General features: G+C 54.5%; 12 protein-coding genes. 6 read left to right on the plus strand and 6 right to left on the minus strand.

Annotated features, from left to right (window positions below):
• From ABX962_RS11710 to ABX962_RS11720, 3 genes are all read right to left on the minus strand, one after another.
• Window positions 1-2223 (minus strand): hypothetical protein (locus ABX962_RS11710; RefSeq protein WP_372719554.1); only part of this gene is annotated, 2223 nt, incomplete at its 3' end.
• Window positions 2224-2229: 6 nt separating this feature from the next.
• The gene (locus ABX962_RS11715; protein WP_372719556.1) at window positions 2230-2712 is read right to left on the minus strand and encodes a PEGA domain-containing protein; all 483 of its coding nucleotides are present in this window, start codon (window positions 2710-2712) and stop codon (window positions 2230-2232) included.
• A 406-nt stretch (window positions 2713-3118) separates the two neighbouring features.
• Entirely contained in the window at window positions 3119-3319 is a 201-nt protein-coding gene (locus ABX962_RS11720; protein WP_372719558.1) for a hypothetical protein, read from the minus strand.
• A 281-nt stretch (window positions 3320-3600) separates the two neighbouring features.
• Here ABX962_RS11720 and ABX962_RS11725 point away from each other — a divergent pair, with 281 nt between their 5' ends.
• From ABX962_RS11725 to ABX962_RS11735, 3 genes are all read left to right on the plus strand, one after another.
• A complete protein-coding gene (locus ABX962_RS11725) occupies window positions 3601-4149 on the plus strand; it encodes a carboxymuconolactone decarboxylase family protein (RefSeq protein WP_372719560.1) in 549 nt (182 codons plus the stop codon).
• Between the two features lie 396 nt (window positions 4150-4545).
• Entirely contained in the window at window positions 4546-5508 is a 963-nt protein-coding gene (locus tag ABX962_RS11730) for a hypothetical protein (protein WP_372719562.1), read from the plus strand.
• Window positions 5509-5560: 52 nt separating this feature from the next.
• Entirely contained in the window at window positions 5561-7402 is a 1842-nt protein-coding gene (locus ABX962_RS11735; RefSeq protein ID WP_372719563.1) for a hypothetical protein, read from the plus strand.
• 572 nt (window positions 7403-7974) lie between these two features.
• Here ABX962_RS11735 and ABX962_RS11740 read toward each other — a convergent pair.
• Window positions 7975-9219 carry a hypothetical protein gene (locus ABX962_RS11740; RefSeq protein ID WP_372719565.1) on the minus strand — a complete coding sequence of 415 codons (1245 nt, stop codon included), beginning with the start codon at window positions 9217-9219 and terminating at the stop codon, window positions 7975-7977.
• A gap of 288 nt (window positions 9220-9507) precedes the next feature.
• Between ABX962_RS11740 and ABX962_RS11745 the strand changes: the two genes are divergently transcribed.
• Window positions 9508-10569 carry a transposase gene (locus ABX962_RS11745; protein ID WP_372719567.1) on the plus strand — a complete coding sequence of 354 codons (1062 nt, stop codon included), beginning with the start codon at window positions 9508-9510 and terminating at the stop codon, window positions 10567-10569.
• 701 nt (window positions 10570-11270) lie between these two features.
• Here ABX962_RS11745 and ABX962_RS11750 read toward each other — a convergent pair.
• Entirely contained in the window at window positions 11271-11933 is a 663-nt protein-coding gene (locus tag ABX962_RS11750) for a BON domain-containing protein (protein ID WP_372719569.1), read from the minus strand.
• Between the two features lie 486 nt (window positions 11934-12419).
• Between ABX962_RS11750 and ABX962_RS11755 the strand changes: the two genes are divergently transcribed.
• Window positions 12420-14330 (plus strand): hypothetical protein, encoded by a 1911-nt coding sequence (locus tag ABX962_RS11755; protein ID WP_372719571.1) that lies wholly within the window; start codon window positions 12420-12422, stop codon window positions 14328-14330.
• Window positions 14331-14426: 96 nt separating this feature from the next.
• On the opposite strand, the gene ABX962_RS11760 is transcribed toward ABX962_RS11755, so the two are convergent.
• Complete coding sequence (locus ABX962_RS11760; protein ID WP_372719573.1) at window positions 14427-15140, minus strand: LuxR C-terminal-related transcriptional regulator; 714 nt, start codon at window positions 15138-15140, stop codon at window positions 14427-14429.
• Between the two features lie 855 nt (window positions 15141-15995).
• Here ABX962_RS11760 and csrA point away from each other — a divergent pair.
• The gene (csrA, locus tag ABX962_RS11765; protein ID WP_339941993.1) at window positions 15996-16223 is read left to right on the plus strand and encodes a carbon storage regulator CsrA; all 228 of its coding nucleotides are present in this window, start codon (window positions 15996-15998) and stop codon (window positions 16221-16223) included.
• Window positions 16224-16886: the final 663 nt, after the last annotated feature.

Below are 16886 nucleotides of genomic sequence, written 5' to 3' on the forward strand. Positions count from 1 at the left end.
CAGCAGCGATTCAAAATCGTCGCGGCTTGCTTCGCGAACGTCTCGTTTTGACCACGCAAAGTGAACTTGCAGTTTAGGATGCGCCGGTGCTTGGCTGATGTGGGTTTCAACAAGTTTCCAATCGGAAACGGGCCGTGATCCCTCGGTCGCGTTCAGCGTTTGACCAATGCCTAGCCATCGTGACACCGCAGCCCAAAATTCAGCTCGCTCGTCCGCCGACATTGAACGAGTGACTTCGGCGGTTGATTTCCAAAACATCGCCATGGTTTGCGAGCCAATCGAGGTCATGTTGTTGAGCACATGACCACGATCTGCCAGATGCCAACGGCCGAACCACGCGATTTCCGAGCTCCATTCGACCTCGGTTAAGCGGTCCTCATCGCGGCTTTCCCGCCAATCACGCGGCCATCCTTTTCCGGTTCGTGTTCGCAGCGTCAACGTTTTCGCGGCTGCAACGGGCATGGGAATCGAACGAATCGCATCTCGGTTTGCAGAGACGCGTGCGATGTTGCCCGCTGCAAACACAGTAATGTCAATGGCGACAATCACCAGCAAATAGCGCGCGGTGTGAACCCGCGAAAGGCGATTGCCGAAAAAACGGGTTAGTCCCCACCCCAAACATCCCAGCACGATGATGGAATGGACGATCGACCAAGCAACTTCGCGAAGCCCACCAGCGATATCGAGTGGTCCCCAGAAGGGATCGGACGGCAGTTGGCCTGGGTTTCCGATCCCACCATTTGGAATCCATTGCATCGCGATCACGATGACCAATGCGATAACCAAGATGCCCGCCAACGTCACGACGGAACACCGCGTGGACGACGCATAACGAGGCAATTGTTCGAGCCATTTCGCGGTCACCATTGACGCCGCGAATGCGGCGATCGGCAACCACTTGGCGGGATAACGAAGCGAATCATAGCCGGGCACGACATGGTAAAGCAGCCAGTAAAGTCCTCCGGCGCCGCTGTCGGTCTGTGAGAGCGTCCCCGTTGCGTTTTGGATAAGCCAAACGGCGCCAAAATGCCCAAAACAAACGAGCGTGGCGGCGATGGTGATGGCGAGCCAGAGGATGACATCACCGTTTCGTTTCAGAGCATTCCGGCGGCGGACGATACCAAACCCCGTTGTGAACAACGTGCTCAGAAGCGCGATCGCGACCAGCAGTCCCATGTAGACCGACGGGGTCCAGATTCGGCCATCGCCGGGGATCAAACTGCTCAACCGGCGGTACTGCGGCAGCAAGCTGCCAAACGCGTTGGGCGTAATGCACTCGGCAAGGTGCCAGGGGGCAACGGAGAACTGGTATGCTTGGCCGCGTCGTGAATGAGGCAACGGCGGACTTAGCCAATCGGTATCGACATCGCGGAGGACGCGGTCACTTTGAACGCTCCAGGAAACCGAGGCGGCAAGCTGAGGCAATGCAAGCAGCGACGCAAGCAGACAACTCACAACGACCGCAGTGATCGTCGCTGATCGCTCGGCGATCATTACGTTGTTTTCTGGCGTTGATTGCTCCGCAATCATGACGCTTTCTTTCTTCACCGTTCGCCGTCGGGTCCTTGTGTAAGATCGCGGAGTGATCATCGACATTCCCCAACGCCCACAGGCCACCACCACCGCGACAATCACGACGTTGGCAACGGTTTGTGGATCCCCGGCCAAGATCATCATCGCCATCACCACACCAGCAATCAGCACTCGCTGGGTTTGCGGGATTTGCCGACGCTGAATCAGCGTCGACATCAGCAGCGGTAACCAAGCGGCGCCGACCAGGAACGGCGGATTCGTATACAGAACCAACACGCAGCCGGAAAGCGAATAGCTCAGCCCGGCCATCGTCGCGGTGATCTCGCTCGCCCCACTGCGGCGAGCGGCGTAGCGGGTCGTAATCGCCGAGAGGATCAAGTGAATGACGACATACCAGCCGACAGCCGCGTCGGTCTTGATCGGCAGCAGAAACAGGATCCAGCGGACGGGATAGAAAACGGCGGTCGTCGTTTCGCCGACCAACGGCATGCCGGTTTGGTCCAATGGGTTCCATAGCGGCAGCCATTCGCCGCGAGTGCGGTGACCAATGTAATCATACAGCGGCGTGTAGAAGTGGCCGACATCGCGAAACGCTAAGCGGTCAACGCCGACCAACACGGTAGCGAACAACAACAGGATGATGCTGGGAGCGACGAGGCGGTGCAGTCCGCTAGCAGAGACGAGTTTCACAGTCGTCTATCGCGGTGCGTTAACCATTCCCGTTTGGGACTGAGTTCGCAAGGAATCGGCACGATCCACGACCTCGCCGGTCGGGGCGAGCGTCTTGGGCACCAATTCAACATCAATGATTCGTTCATCACGAAGATCGCCTGGCCACAAAGTTTCCGAGATGAAATCGAGTCCTGGCATCTCGTACCAAGGAGGGTTGAAGCGACGTCGGATCGTTTCGGTCTTATAGCCTTCTTTTTCAATCCGGAATTCGCGAGTTCCATAATAAACGAAACTCGACGCCGCTGGGCTCGTACCAATCACCTGATTGTCGACCGAAACCGTCGCTCCAGGCGGATTGGTGCGGACCGTCATGCGGCGACGCACACAGCCGACCGAAGGTAATGCGAGTATTGCAAAAAGGACAATCCACAACGAGTGCAGACGCGGATCGCGGCTGCGAGTCGCTTTTGGGGATGGCGTCGATGGTGACAGACGAGTCGTTTGCAAGCTTTCGCTCTCGGCGCGGAAGTGGGGCTGGCGAACAAGAACCAATTGCCGTGTTAACAATTCTGCGGCAAGAAAATCTAGATCGATTTCCCTCTAATCAGCAATTTCACAAGAACGACACGGTCGCGATTCCAGAAAACGTTGCTACGGTCGCCCGACGGTGGGATCTACTTTGGGTAGCGGCACGGCACGGGGTCCAATGCCATCTGCCTTAGTAGCGGAGCGGCGGGGGGCCGCCCGGTTGCAGCGAGTAAACGGTTCGTAATTTACCGGGCGGGCCCCGCGCCGCTCCGCTATAAAAGCCTCTCGGTTAGAGCGAAAGCAGATCGCACTGGTAGCTTAGAGGGTAACGATCCGACGCTCTGGCCAGCGTCGCTAAGACAAGATCGACTCCCAAATGGGCGTCTTAACAGGCCCCGCTACCGGAATCCTTGTTTTTGTCACGAAAGGTTCCGCAGCACGCCGAAGATTCGAGCAAACGTTCGACGTCCGCAGCAAGATCGCGATCCTCAATCGAGTGAAGAAACCAACGACGCTCGGTATCGACCATGCCCACCGCCTGATTGAAAAACGCGCGAATTTGTTCGTGACGGTCGCTGGGGAGCATGGCAAAGTCAGAAAGGGAAAAAGGAAGTCGGCGAAGAAAGGGGTGCAGGCGTCAAAATTCCGTTCGAGACGCATCCGGGGAATGCCACCCGCAGATGATATCTCGATTTCGTCTACGATCCTACTCCCTTTATCGCACAGTTAATAACTATCGGACGGCGAGTAACAAGGGTAAAATTCGAGTCAGTAGAGTGTGGCGAAATCGGCGATTCGGCAGCGTTCAACGCAAATCTTCCAGTTTCACGCAATACATTGGCTGCTAACGACGAAGGGTGATTCATTATGCAACGCTTCCCACTGAAGCACGAGGCTGACGCCCCCAAAGAGGTTGAGCAAATCTACCGCGACTTTCAGCTTGGGATGGGATTCCCCGGCGTGCCGAATTTTATCCGCGTCCAAGGCACTTCACCTCGAATGTTGGCCGGGACGTGGGGACTCGTCAAAAACATACTGCTTGAGGGGAATCTTCCCAGGTCGACGAAGGAATTGATTTTTGTGGCGATTGCCGTGGATCGCGAGTGCAATTATTGCCGCGATGCCCACACCGCATGTTGCCGCATCCTTGGTGTCGAGGACCGCACGATTCGGGCAGTCATGGAAGGACTCAGCGAAGAGCTGCCCGACCGCATTCGCAACATCCTTCAATTTGCGGTCAAATGTGCCGCCGGCCCCCATGAATTGCAGGACGAGGATTTTGCCAGTTTGCGTCAACATGGCTTGGACAGCGAGCAAATACTCGAAGTGATTGCAACGGCGTCCATGGCGGTTTACGCCATCATTATCGCGGATGCGACCATGCTCGATACGGACGCCATGTTCGCATCGATCTAACGTCAAAACTCGTAAGTCCGTCGGGCGTTTGTAGCGGTGCGGCGCAAGCCCGATGCCATCTACTTTGGGTAGCGGCGCGGCGGGGGGCCGACCCGGTTGCAGCGGGTAAAGCGTCCAAAATTTAAAGTGCGAGGCTCCGCGCCGCACCGCTACGAATACCACCCGTCGAATGCCATAGCAGATGGCATTGGGCTAGCGTGACCGGCTCAACATGGTGGGAAAAACGAACAAAAGTAGCAGTGGAACAATCGCCGACTTCCGCTCCCCCTTTCCCAACGGAATCGACCTGACTTCCTAGGCAATTACCTGCAATTTGATAGGTCGTCCGATTACAATACAGGATCAAAATCGAAGCCGCTTCGTGAACGCCCGCAAAAAGCACCTCTCGCCTCAGTGATGATGAACGCCAACGGAACGGAATCAGCCCCAAAGCGAACGGGCGACGAACAAACGGGGCACAAACAAACCGGGCACGAACAAACAGCGGACCAGCGCGGCGACGACCGAATTCTGGTCCTGATTCTTCGTTTGGCCGCGCTGCTCTGTTTCGCAGGTTGGACCTGGGTGCACTACTACTGGGAAGGCCCCTACGGCATCCTGCTCTGGCAAGATGCCACGTACGATTTCGCGAACCGGTTGGGCATCAGCTGGGATGAGTTTGTCGGAACCGGCGCCGACGATGGCTGGCTGCAAACCTGGATCGCTCGCATCACCTGGCTCTACCTCGCGTGCACCGTGTTGACGTTGACGGTACGCTCCAAATCATTTTTTCAAATGGCGGGTCTGGTCGGTGGCAGTGGATTGCTGGCCGTTTTGAGCTATGCAAAGTATGTCGCGTCGCAGCATCAGGCACCGATGTTCATTGAGCACGGCGGGCAAATACTCGCTCCGGTGTTATTGGTGATGGCGCTCCGCTTCGGAGCGCGTCATCGCATTACGGTCGTGACCGCGATGGTAGCGTTGGTGATGACGTTTGCGGGCCATGGTTGTTATGCGATCGGATGGTGGCCGACGCCGGGCAGCTTTTATGGGATGATTTCCGTTGCATTGGATGTTGAATATGAAACCGCCAATGCGATGTTGCGTGCCTTTGGCGTGCTCGACTTCGTCGTTTGCGTGGCGATATTCATTCCGCCGCTACGCCGGGTCGCAGCCGGCTATGCAGTGATCTGGGGATTCCTGACTGCGGTGGCACGTCCCTTGGCTGGCATGTCGTGGAGTTTAAACTATTGGGGAGCCGACCAATTCCTGCATGAAGCCATCCTGCGTGCCCCGCATTTTTTAATCCCGCTTTACCTTGTTATCCTCTGGTGTCCACCACGCAACACCATCGATGCTGACACCAATCAAGTGACCTGATCCACTCGAAATTCCCCAACAAACGACTGACCCCTATCCCCCCTCAGGAAACATGATGAAGTTATTGAACCGTCTCACGCTATGCTGCTTTGCTCTGCTAGTGATTTGTGCCCCTGCGGTTGCCCAGCAGAACCGCGGGCGAAAGGGTGCCGATCTGAGCATCCCCAACGTCGAAAAAAAGGACCTCATATGTTTCGCTTTGTATACGGTCCATGACAACACGTTGAAATTGACAGCCCAATTGTATCCGTTGTCCGATAGCGATCCGAAAACGGTCCGTCTGGAAATCGAGAAGGATGGCAAGTGGACTGAGGTGGCTCGGACGGACGTCATCGAATCGGGTTGGACCGCTCCGTTTCGGGTCGAAAACTGGGACGATTCAAAATCCTACAAGTACCGCGTCGCGCATGGCAGCGAAGCGTTCTATCAGGGCACGGTTCGCAAAAACCCGGTCGACAAAGACGAGATCATCGTTGCGGGGTTTACCGGTAACTCAATTCAACCCCAACACGGCGGCGATATCTCGCGACAAGATCTGATCGACAACGTCAACCGAGTCGACGCCGACGTGCTCTTCTTTTCCGGCGACCAAGTTTACGATCACAATCGACACTATGCGGCGTGGCTGAAATTCGGTCGCGAATTTGGTGACATCATCAAAGACCGTCCGACCATCTGTTTGCCAGACGACCATGATGTCGGCCAACCCAACCTGTGGGGCGAAAGCGGCAAGATTTCCACGCTCAGCGGAGCCGCCGACGGTGGTTATGCTAAACCGGGTGTCTACGTCAAAGAAGTCGAACGGGCGCAGACCAGCCATCTTCCCGATCCGGTGGATCCCCATAAAATCGGTCAGGGGATTGGCGTTTATTTCACCAACTTAAATTGGGGGAACATCGACTTTGCGATCCTCGAGGATCGCAAATTCAAAACGGGACCTGCGGGTCGAGTGCCAAAACAGGGGCCTCGTCCAGATCACATTCGCAATCCCGAGTACGACCCCGCCAGCGTTGACGTTGAAGGTGCGGTGTTGTTAGGCGAACGCCAGTTGAAGTTCATTGACGATTGGGCACAGGATTGGCGTGATGCCGACATGAAGGTTGCGCTGTCGCAAACGATTTTCTGTGGGGGTGCCCACATCCATGGGACGGCCAATGGACGACTGCATGCCGATATGGACTCCAATGGCTGGCCTCAATCCGGCCGCAACCGGGCGCTCGCGGAGCTTCGAAAGGCGTTCGCGTTTCACTATGCAGGTGACCAGCACTTGGCCACTCTGTTTCATCACGGCATTGACGAACATCGTGATGCGATCTGGTCGTTCTGTGTGCCCTCGATCGCCAACCTTTACCTGCGTTGGTGGATGCCGCTTGAACCAGGAAAAAATCGTGAGCCGGGTGCTCCCGATTACACCGGGGACCAACTTGACGGTTTCGCCAACAAGGTCACCAATTATGCTGCGGCGAATCCGGAAGAAAAACCTGCGGGCAATCTGCTCAATACGCGGGCAGCTGGATTTGGCATCGTTCGTTTCAACACGAAAACTCGCGAAATCCGCATGGAGTGCTGGCCACGAAACGTCGATGTCACCGACCCCGCAGCGGAGCAGTATCCCGGTTGGCCACGAACGATCTCGCAGTTCGACAACTACAACCCGCCATCCTGGGGCAAATTAGGTGAGCTAAGCTTCAATGTAGAAAACCCCGTGGTGCAACTGATCGATGCGACCAGCAACGAAGTGCTGTACACCGTCCGTGTGCCGGGCAAAGCGTTCACTCCGGGAGCTCCGAAGGGGAAATCGTTTATTGTCAAAGTCGGCAAAGACGCTCCGACGGCCATGGTTGCCAACGGTGTCAAAGTCGGCAGCAAGCCGATGCAGGTAACGATCGACTGAGTGCCGCGGATTCCAGTAGGGCCGGTCCCCACCGGCCGCCCTTGACGGGGCAATAGAGCCGGCCGGTAGGAACCGGCTCTTCGCGCTGTCGACGCGTCAATAGTTGACAGTGGATTCCCGCTCGATCCTATCCCGATAGGGATTAAAGACATTAGCCGTAGGTAAGGATTCCCGGTGGTGTTCGCTACGCTCAAACCACCGGCTAATTGCTAAAATCCCTATCGGGATGGGGCTAGAGGAGATATGAAGTAGGGCCGGTTCTCAGCGGCCGCCCTCAGTAGATCCGAGCCAACGACCAGGCCGTTAACCCTCAATTCATTGGTTTTCTTGTCTTCGAACGAAACCTTGTCCAATCCGATGATGGTATCAAAAAGTCCAGCCAAAATCGCAACCCGATGGTTCCATCGCTGAATTCGAACGTCTGGCGAACCAAAACCGCGTGGTGATATTTAAAAAGGGGACAGAGCACCTTGTGGGGGCTTAAAAAAAACAAGCATCAACAGAATTACAGCTGAAACTAGAAGGTTCACCCAAATCAGCCACCTTGAAAGCCCGGTAGCTCGCTCGACGTCTTACTTGTCACCGTATTTGATGTATTTAACCCCGTTAATCCTATCTAAGACATATGCATTGTCTGGGATTGTTGCCTCGACCAAGCTGCTGTCCGCTGGGGATGCCTGCTCAGCGTTTAGCAAGGAAACCAAAGTCACGGCCCTACCTATATTGATCGTGGTCTCCGCTGGCAAACGGCCAAGCTTTTTGAAGAACTTATGCTCTGCAAACAAGACGAGATTTTGACGATCTGTAGACCCAGGCTTTAGGTTTCGATCGACAAGATTGTATTCGCCGGAAACGTACGCAAGCAAATCGCCTGTTTCTGCATCAAATGCCATGTAAGCCAACGGAGAACCACAAAAAAAGGCATTTTTCCCATTGATCGTATCTGTCTGCTCCCAAATGCGAGAACCGCAAATGTCCGAAACGATGTCAACCGTGCCCTTGAGGTTGTAAGCAGATTGAAAAGCATCGGGGAAGTAAAGAAGGAAAGGATCGTCCGATCGAATCGCTTCATGATAGCTTTGAAACTGCGTAAGGTCAGCATTCCACATTTCAGAGGGAACCTGAATCGGTTCCTCGCACTTGTCCCCTTCTCGGTTAAACCGCATCAGGCGACTTCCATCGGTCGCAACGGTCGAATATTCAATGGCACGGTGGTCGACGAGCTTCGCCGAAGTCAGAGAGCAATTCTTTCCATCGTGGAATGCCTGAAGACGCATGATAGACGGATGCTTACTGGTGGAGACTTTATAGTCGTATCTGGCAGGCACCGCAGCATCACCGCTCGCGACGTGTGACTCTATCATCGAGGCCCACTCGCTCGGCGGCCTTTGCAGCGACAGGTAAAGCGATTCGAGGTTCGCGTAGTCCGCCCCGGTCAGCTGAAATTGTTTTTCGATAAGGAAGTTAGAAAATCCTCGCAGCGACAATAATTTCCCACTACTCTCCGCTTCGCTTGTCAAACTAGACCAAGCAACTTTGGCTGAAGGAGAAATGGTTCCGATCGAGGCCCGACCATCGACAAGAGGTTCCACCTTGCCAAAACGCGCGGCCAGTTCGCCAGCCTGACTCGGATTTTGCGCGGCGACCTTGACCGCCGAACTCATCAACAAGCTAACTACCAGTACAGAAAAAAACACCAGAACGCACGGAACACGTATCTCATGAAGCTTTCTCTGCTTCGAATTACGATGAAACCCGCTGCTCAGTTTCTTCGAACCACTGAGTTCCCAATTATGGCGTTTTGATCCCGTCATCATCTCATCGAAGTTAAGAAGCCGCTGAAGTTTTCAAAATCCCACGATCTCGATGGAATTGTATCGCCATATTACGGCCATCTAGTAACAGCAGCAAGCATCGAGTTGTGAAGTTTTCTACCGGCATCAAAGGGCATCAAAGGGGGACGACATCAAAGGGGGACAGAGCATGTTTGTTGGGGCATCAAAGGGGGACAGAGCATGTTTGTTAGGGGTTGACTTTTGATTACGGTGGACGAACGATTCAATAGTGGAACGCGACCGGTTCCGTCTGCTCGTATACGAGGTGTGATGATGGCCCGACTAGCTCGATCGGAAGTCTTTGCCCCCGACGAAATTGCAATTGCCCACGTCACGACTCGGACCGTACGACGCTGCTTCTTGATGGGAGACGACCCAATTAGCGGCAAAAACTTTGACCATCGCAAAGATTGGATCGAAGGATACCTCATACATTACGCAAATTTCTTTGGAATTGATTTGCTAGCGTTCACATTGCTATCAAACCATGCTCACTTGATCCTACGCACGCGGCCTGATGTTGTGGCGACCTGGAGCGATCATGAGGTGGCCCGGCGATGGATGATGATTTGTCCGCATCGGCGAAATTCCGAGGGCATGCCTCTTCCGCCAAGCGAAGCAGAGATTCGCTCGATCGCAGGTTGTCCCGTTAAATGTGGTGAGATCCGCAAACGGCTCAGCAGTATCAGTTGGTGGATGCGACTGCTTTGTCAACGAGTCGCGATCCGAGCAAACCAAGAAGACGAAGAAACTGGCCATTTTTTCCAAGACCGCTTTCATGCCACGCGGATCGTTGACGAAGCTTCGTTGCTAGCTTGCGCGGCCTATGTGGACCTGAATCCGATTCGAGCTGCGATGACCGAAACGCTCGAACGGAGCGATCATACTTCGGTGCAGCGGCGAATCGAGTCGATCACGATCAATCAAAACAACGACAAAGACATTCCGATCGCAAAGCTTCGTGACCATTTTTTGGCTCCGGTACTGCTCGATGAGGGGGCTGGTCAGATCGGCCCCTGCGCAAGCCAGTCAGGAAACCGCTGCAGTGACAAAGGTTTTTTGCCGATGTCACTCGAAGATTATCTGGAAATGCTCGACTGGACCGCCCGCCAGATTGCACCTGGAAAACGAGGCTTCACGCCCGCGGAAACTCCGCCAGTGCTACAGCGGCTCGGCTTGGACTCAGGGACATGGTGCGAACTGGTCAGCGACTTCGGTCGATTGTTTTGCACGGTCGCCGGACGTCCCGAGTGTGTCGAACCGCTGCGCAGTCACCACTCGCATCGCCGCTATCATTTGCGGCGACGAGCGCGAGAGCTACTCACCCGGTAGCCACAAGCTCGCCCGCCCCTCTTCTTTTCTGCTATCGCAGCATGGCGATACATCGCTTACAGAGGAAGCTGTGAATTCACAGCCAACTTCAGCGGCGATTTTGCCTAGCTGACTGGTGATTCAGCTGTTTTTTCGCTGACACTCAAGTTGAATTCCCACCGTCAACCCCGTCGTACCATCCGAAGCCACCCCGGCAAGATGCTCTGTCCCTGTTTAGCTGTCATCGCAGCATGGCGAAACCTCGCATATAGAGGAAGCTGTGAATTCACAGCCAACTTCAGCGGCGATTTTGTCTATCTGACGGGTGATTCAGCTATTTTTCGCCGACACTCAAGTTGAATTCCCACCGTCAACCCCGTCGTACCATCCGAAGCCACCCCGGCAAGATGCTCCGTCCCTGTTTAGCTATCGCAGCATGGCGAAACATCGCATATAGAGGAAGCTGTGAATTCACAGCCAACTTCAGCGGCGATTTTGTCTATCTGACGGGTGATTCAGCTGTTTTCTCGCTGACACTCAAGTTGAATTCCCACCGTCAACCCCGTCGTACCATCCGAAGCCACCCCGGCAAGATGCTCTTTCCCTGTTTAGCTCGTCGTACCATCCGAAGCTACCCCGGCAAGATGCTCTGTCCCTGTTTAGCTACTGTCCCTGTTTAGCTACTCTGTTTAGCTACTGTTTAGCTATATGTTGTCGAGGGCTTATTCAAAAGATGGCGACAGACTGATGCGGTTTTCGACGCTCTTGACGCCGGGTTCCAATCGCAGCAGCAGTTCGCTCATCCGCCGCTCTTTCTCGGTGCCCACGACCCCTTCGAGGATGGCGTTGCCGTCCTCGACCCGGATGTTCACGCCTGGGATCCGGCTTTGGCTTGGCAACGTGACCATTCGCTGCGTGGCGGACCGCTGGATTTGAGTGGATGTTCGCGGTGTGACTTCGATCGCCGAACGCAGCCGAGTGCGAATCACCGGTCGGGAAGACGTCGATGCGGCGGCGTTTCCAAACAGTCCGCCCAATCCACCAAAGCCTCCGCCAGCACCGCCGAATCCACCCAAGCCTCCGAATCCACCGGCCGAACCGATTCCTGATGCCGCGCCGCCTAGATCGTTAAAACCGGCTCCCGTACTTGCAGTCGCTCCGATGGTCGTACCACGCTGGATCTGTGAAAACGCCTGATCTGCATCCACCGTACTCCCCCCTGTCGCGGTTCCTCCGCCGGTCGTGGTTCCCCCCGTCGTGCCAGTTCCAGTGTTCGTGGTACCGGTGCCGGTGCCCGTGTTACCCGTCTGTGTCTGCTGCGCCCAAATAGGCTGGCCCATAAGAACGATGGCAGCGGCGAAGAACGAAAGGCGTAGATGCATCATGAAATTAGATCGTAGGAAATGGGGGTTCGTCGGGCGTGCTTACTACTAGCATGCACTCTGAATTGGACAGCGAATTGGCTGTTTTGGGGCGGTCGTTGCGCTGAGACTCAGTTTGAGATTGGATCTATTTTAGTTCGGAAGCACGCCGTTTTGTAGCTCGACGTACCGGAACTCGTTGAACTTTACCGCGGACAGAGGCATCACGATTTCGCAGTGGAATGACCGCAGCGGCCTCCGGCGACATTAAATCATGCGATTTTCTTGCGATGCTCGCTCTATCGACGAGCCAATTGAACCGCCAAACAGGCCGAAAGTTTCGGCGGCTGCCACTAGCGTCCTTGCTTAGCCGATATAATTTCCCTCGCAGCCCAAGACTTTAGCCTTTTGTTCGAATGAGTCGATAGTTTCGGATTCGGAGGCCACTTTGTGCTTGCGGTTTCGTCCACTGGTTTCCCTCCCTGACTTGCTTTCTGAAAGACCTTTGTCATGCCAATCGGTTTCCGTCGCTCTGCCCTTTGCCGCGGTTTTGTCAACGTTCGGATACTCGCATTGTTTTTGGTCGCCGCAGTCCCCGCTGCGGCATTGCCGTTGCCTGCGATGGCCAAAGAGAAAGCGGAGGTGCCGGGAGCCCCGCATCTGTTGCCCGAAGACACGCTGCTGTACGTGCGAGTGGACAACGCCGACGAATTTCGACAGAGCCTTCGCGATTCGTCGGTCGGACGGATGTTGGCGGATCCCAAACTAAAGCCGTTCGCCGGAGACATGTACAGCACCGCCGCCGAGCTGTTTGACAAAATCAGTAGCGAGGTCGGCGTGTCGCTGGACGAATTGTTGGCGATCCCGAGTGGCCAAGTTGCCGCGGCGCTGATTCCCGGAATCTTGCCCGACGAAAATTCAAGCAGCGTCGAACAAGAAGAGAAACAAGATGATTCGCCAGATGCGATACGTCGCCGCATCGAACGCATGCGACGCTCGCAGAATGCGTTAGCAGGATTGTTTGTCGTCGAATCGGGCCAGCAGACAGATGACATGATGGCAATCGTCGATCGGATCGAGCAGCGTTTGCTTGGCGCGGGCTACGTTCGCCGCAACCGGACGCTTGACAATGTCGAACTCGTCCGCTTGGTGCCACCGCGACCGGGGCGACCCCAAGTAGAGTATTTTCAGCACCAACAGACCGTGGTTTTTGGCATCGGATATCGGACGGCCGAGTCCGCACTGGAACATTGGCTTGACAAAAGTGACGCACCGACGATGGCCGATAACGGACGGTTTGCCAATGTCATGTCACGCTGCGTGGGGGCCGAAGACAGTCGCCCGCAATTGACCTTTTTCGCAGATCCCTATCACTTGGTCGAGCGATTAGTCAAACGCGGCGGTGCCGCAGCATTAGTTTGGCCGATGCTCGAGCAACTCGGGATCAGCAAGATCCAAGGGGTGGGCGGCAGCACGTTTTCAGGTGGCGAGACATTTGACGACATCAATCACCTGCATGTGCTGATCGATTCCCCACGTGACGGGTTCTTTGGAGTGTTGAGACCAGAAACGGTCGACATCGTGCCGCCAAACTGGGTCCCCTCGGATGTCACCGCTTACACCACACTGCAATGGGACTTTGACAAAACGTATGAGAATTTGAATAAGATTCTTGCGGTCTTTCAAGGCGAAGATCCATTGCCGCGATTGGTCGAACAACCGTTCCTCGAAGCGACTGGAATTGATATTCAACAGGATGTACTCAGCAATCTGAGCGGCCGTTATGTCAGCGTCACCTGGCTCGAGCAGCCAGTGAAATTGAACAGCCAAATCACGGCGCGAGCATTCGAATTAAAAGATCCCGAAGCAGCCAAGGCGGTGATTGCAACATTTCGCGAGAAACGTCCCGAAGCATTATCGGTCGACACCGTGGCGGGTACCGTGGTTTATACTTCCACCCGAAGTCGCCGCAACATTCCCGCGGCGCTGCGACAACCTGAGCCCAGTGTGGCAATCCTCGGCAATTGGTTGATCGTGGGCGATAGCCGTAATTTTATCACTCGCATGATCCAAGCCAATTCAGGAGCCTTGGGGCGGTTGGTCGAAGTATCGGAGTTCGATTTGGTCGCCAGCGAATTGGGAGGCAAGCTGGATGGCGAAAAACCGTTCTTGGTTTCTTTTGTACGCGGAGCCGACTATTTTCGCCAATTGTATGAGTTAGCGAAATCAAATGACTCGCGTCAATTTTTACGCAGCGTGGGGGAACGCAATGTCGTGGCCAAAAACTTCTCCGACCTGCTCAGCCGAAATGAGTTGCCACCGTACGAAGAGTTCGAGAAGTACTTTGCCCCCGGCGGCGTATTCGCCTACGACGACCCCACCGGGATCCACATTGGATCGTTCAACTTGAAACCCGAATAGCGAGCGACCGCACGAACACCACCGGGGTTATTAATAAACGGCTCAGCGATCACCGCCAGCAGTGGCGACAGCAGAGGGGGGATGGGCAACGAGCGGTTACCGCATCCGGTCGATCATGCGGTTTTCTTCCAACCGCACAAGTAGTTTGACGATCTCGACGGGCCGCCTTAGCCCCAGTGAGGTCATGATACGTTGACGGCGATTTTCAATCGACTTCGTCGTCAAGCTGACGGCTGCGGCAATGTCCTTAGTCGATTCCCCATCGGCGATCATACGGCAGATCGTGTGATCGATGTCGTCAAGCGTATTAAAAACAGCGAATTGCTCGCGTAACGATAAACGGCGAACATCCTCGTCCTTGTCGACAAACCCAAGAATTCGCGTAACCCCGAGGATACAGAATGCGGGATCTTCGATCTCGTCGAGACGTCGCTTGAAGGTTTGCAAGGCACACATTCGGCCATCCGCATTGGACGCGAAGTGCTGACACTCGATCCACGGGTTGCCCAGCAACAACACAGCGTCCATGTGGCTATCGGTTTCATCATTGCCGACAGCGCGGCCAATCATCGTGCCGCCGTTGGCGAATACGTCGCAGAGAGCTTGATTCTCGCGAATGATGCAACCGTGCGCATCTTTGATGTATACGCAATCGGTAAAGCGGCTCAGATCCGGCTCGGAACCTGATGCGTTTTCAGCCCATTGCAACAGAGCATTGACAACTTGAGTCTTGGATAACTCAAACGTGCGGGAATGGACTTGATGAGCTTTGTCGATTCGATTCGAAATATCCACGGAGCGAAACATCATTCAGTGGGCCACGCGATTAGCGGTGAGTTTATCAGTCGAGACAAGCCGCCACTTGTCTCGCGACGTCGACTTATCAATATCCCCCATTTAACGGGGCTACGTCTAGATGGCAATTGGCATCTACGCAACGAATTGCAGAGATACGATGCATGTACAAAACGTTACGTAGACGATGAAACCCCGCCCTTGTTCCCAAAAATCAAACACCGGCCGAGCAACTTTTTTCGCTGATGTTTTTCCCCTTTTCTTAACATGCGACGGAGGCTTCGTAGATACGAAGAATCCGCACCATGGAATCACTGTTTTCCGGGTTGCTCCGGGGGGCAACGTCAACATTTTGATGATGAATACGTGCGGAGTCGCTCAGTCTGAGTCTCTCGAGGCTATCGCAACGACGGATTCACGGTCGTCATTCCTTGCATCGCTCGTTGGAACTTCGGATTTCAAAAGACGCACATGGCGTGGTGGGACTCCGAACTAACCGTAGTCTTTTTGATCATGTAACATGGAATTGCGACCAAAGATCGTCGGTTTGCAGCGATTCTTCCTGAGAATGGATGGATGGTGGCTTCCCTCGCTCTGCTTGAGCCACCCCCAGTGGCGAATCAAGACCAGAGGGGCCTGATGCAATGGTTAAGACGTGGCGATGCATCATGTTGGGATGAATCATCACGACCGGCATGACGAGACTTTGGCGACGGAACTCAATGTTTCTAATGCTTTCATCCGATCTCTAGTCTTGTTCAAGGAGGAGTGCAGTCCACGAGCTGGCCCTTTATCTTGACTTGATTTGAGGAAGGATTCCTCAACAAGAAACATTACCCCCCCAAACCATCCATCCATTTCGAGGGCACCATGCTCGTCCTTTCCAGACACCGCGACGAAAGCATCATGATTGGCGACGACGTTGTTGTTACCATCGTTGATATCCGAGGAGACAAAGTCCGTCTTGGGATCGAAGCTCCCCAATCGATTCCAGTTCACCGGCAAGAAGTTTATGATGCGATTCAGCGTGAGAATCGCAAATCATCTCAAACCGGCCCCGGCGCGACCAAAGACGTTCGCCCGCAACGAGGGGATTGAATCGCTGCAACGCAGCTGCCCTGACAGGACGAATAGTTTCAGTGACCCATTCCGATGGTAGCGGTTGTAACGAATCCGCTTGCCTCGGGTGTCACGACTGGTCCCACTTGGCCATCACTCTACGATTAAAATGAATCGGATTGGATGTGTTTCGGCGATGTCGCGTTTGCGAGAGATCGGATGGGCTTGAGCAACGAAGAGCGATACCAAACCGCGCACTGAAAAGTTCTGCGGTGCCAGCGTGTTCTTTAAACGAAGCGACATGATGTCGGTTTAGAGACCCCATGGCGACGAAGATCCAACTGAAAAGACAACACGAAGCCCTGGAAGACGTCCCCACGTCGACCAGGGTTTCTTTCGTTTTCGCGTCCTCTGTAACGATCGTGCCGATTAGGCACCCACGGATAGTGAGTTTTTGCATCTCTGAGGGAAAGCTTGATCAAGTTTCCCAGTCCGCACGCTTTTCGTAACCCATCTTTTCGTCAGACAAGAGTGCCTTCATGGGGTAGGAATCGAAGGTCGGTTCCAAAATCGAGGCAGTCCCAAAGTCTGCCGGTCCTTTCTAGCGGCCGGATCCATCATCGTTAATGCGATTGGCCGCAAAATCAGAGGATTAAAGAACTATGACCAGAATTAATACCAACGTTTCGTCACTTGTTGCCC

It is taken from the genome of Novipirellula sp., assembly GCF_041583735.1.
Classification (GTDB): Bacteria; Planctomycetota; Planctomycetia; order Pirellulales; family Pirellulaceae; genus Novipirellula.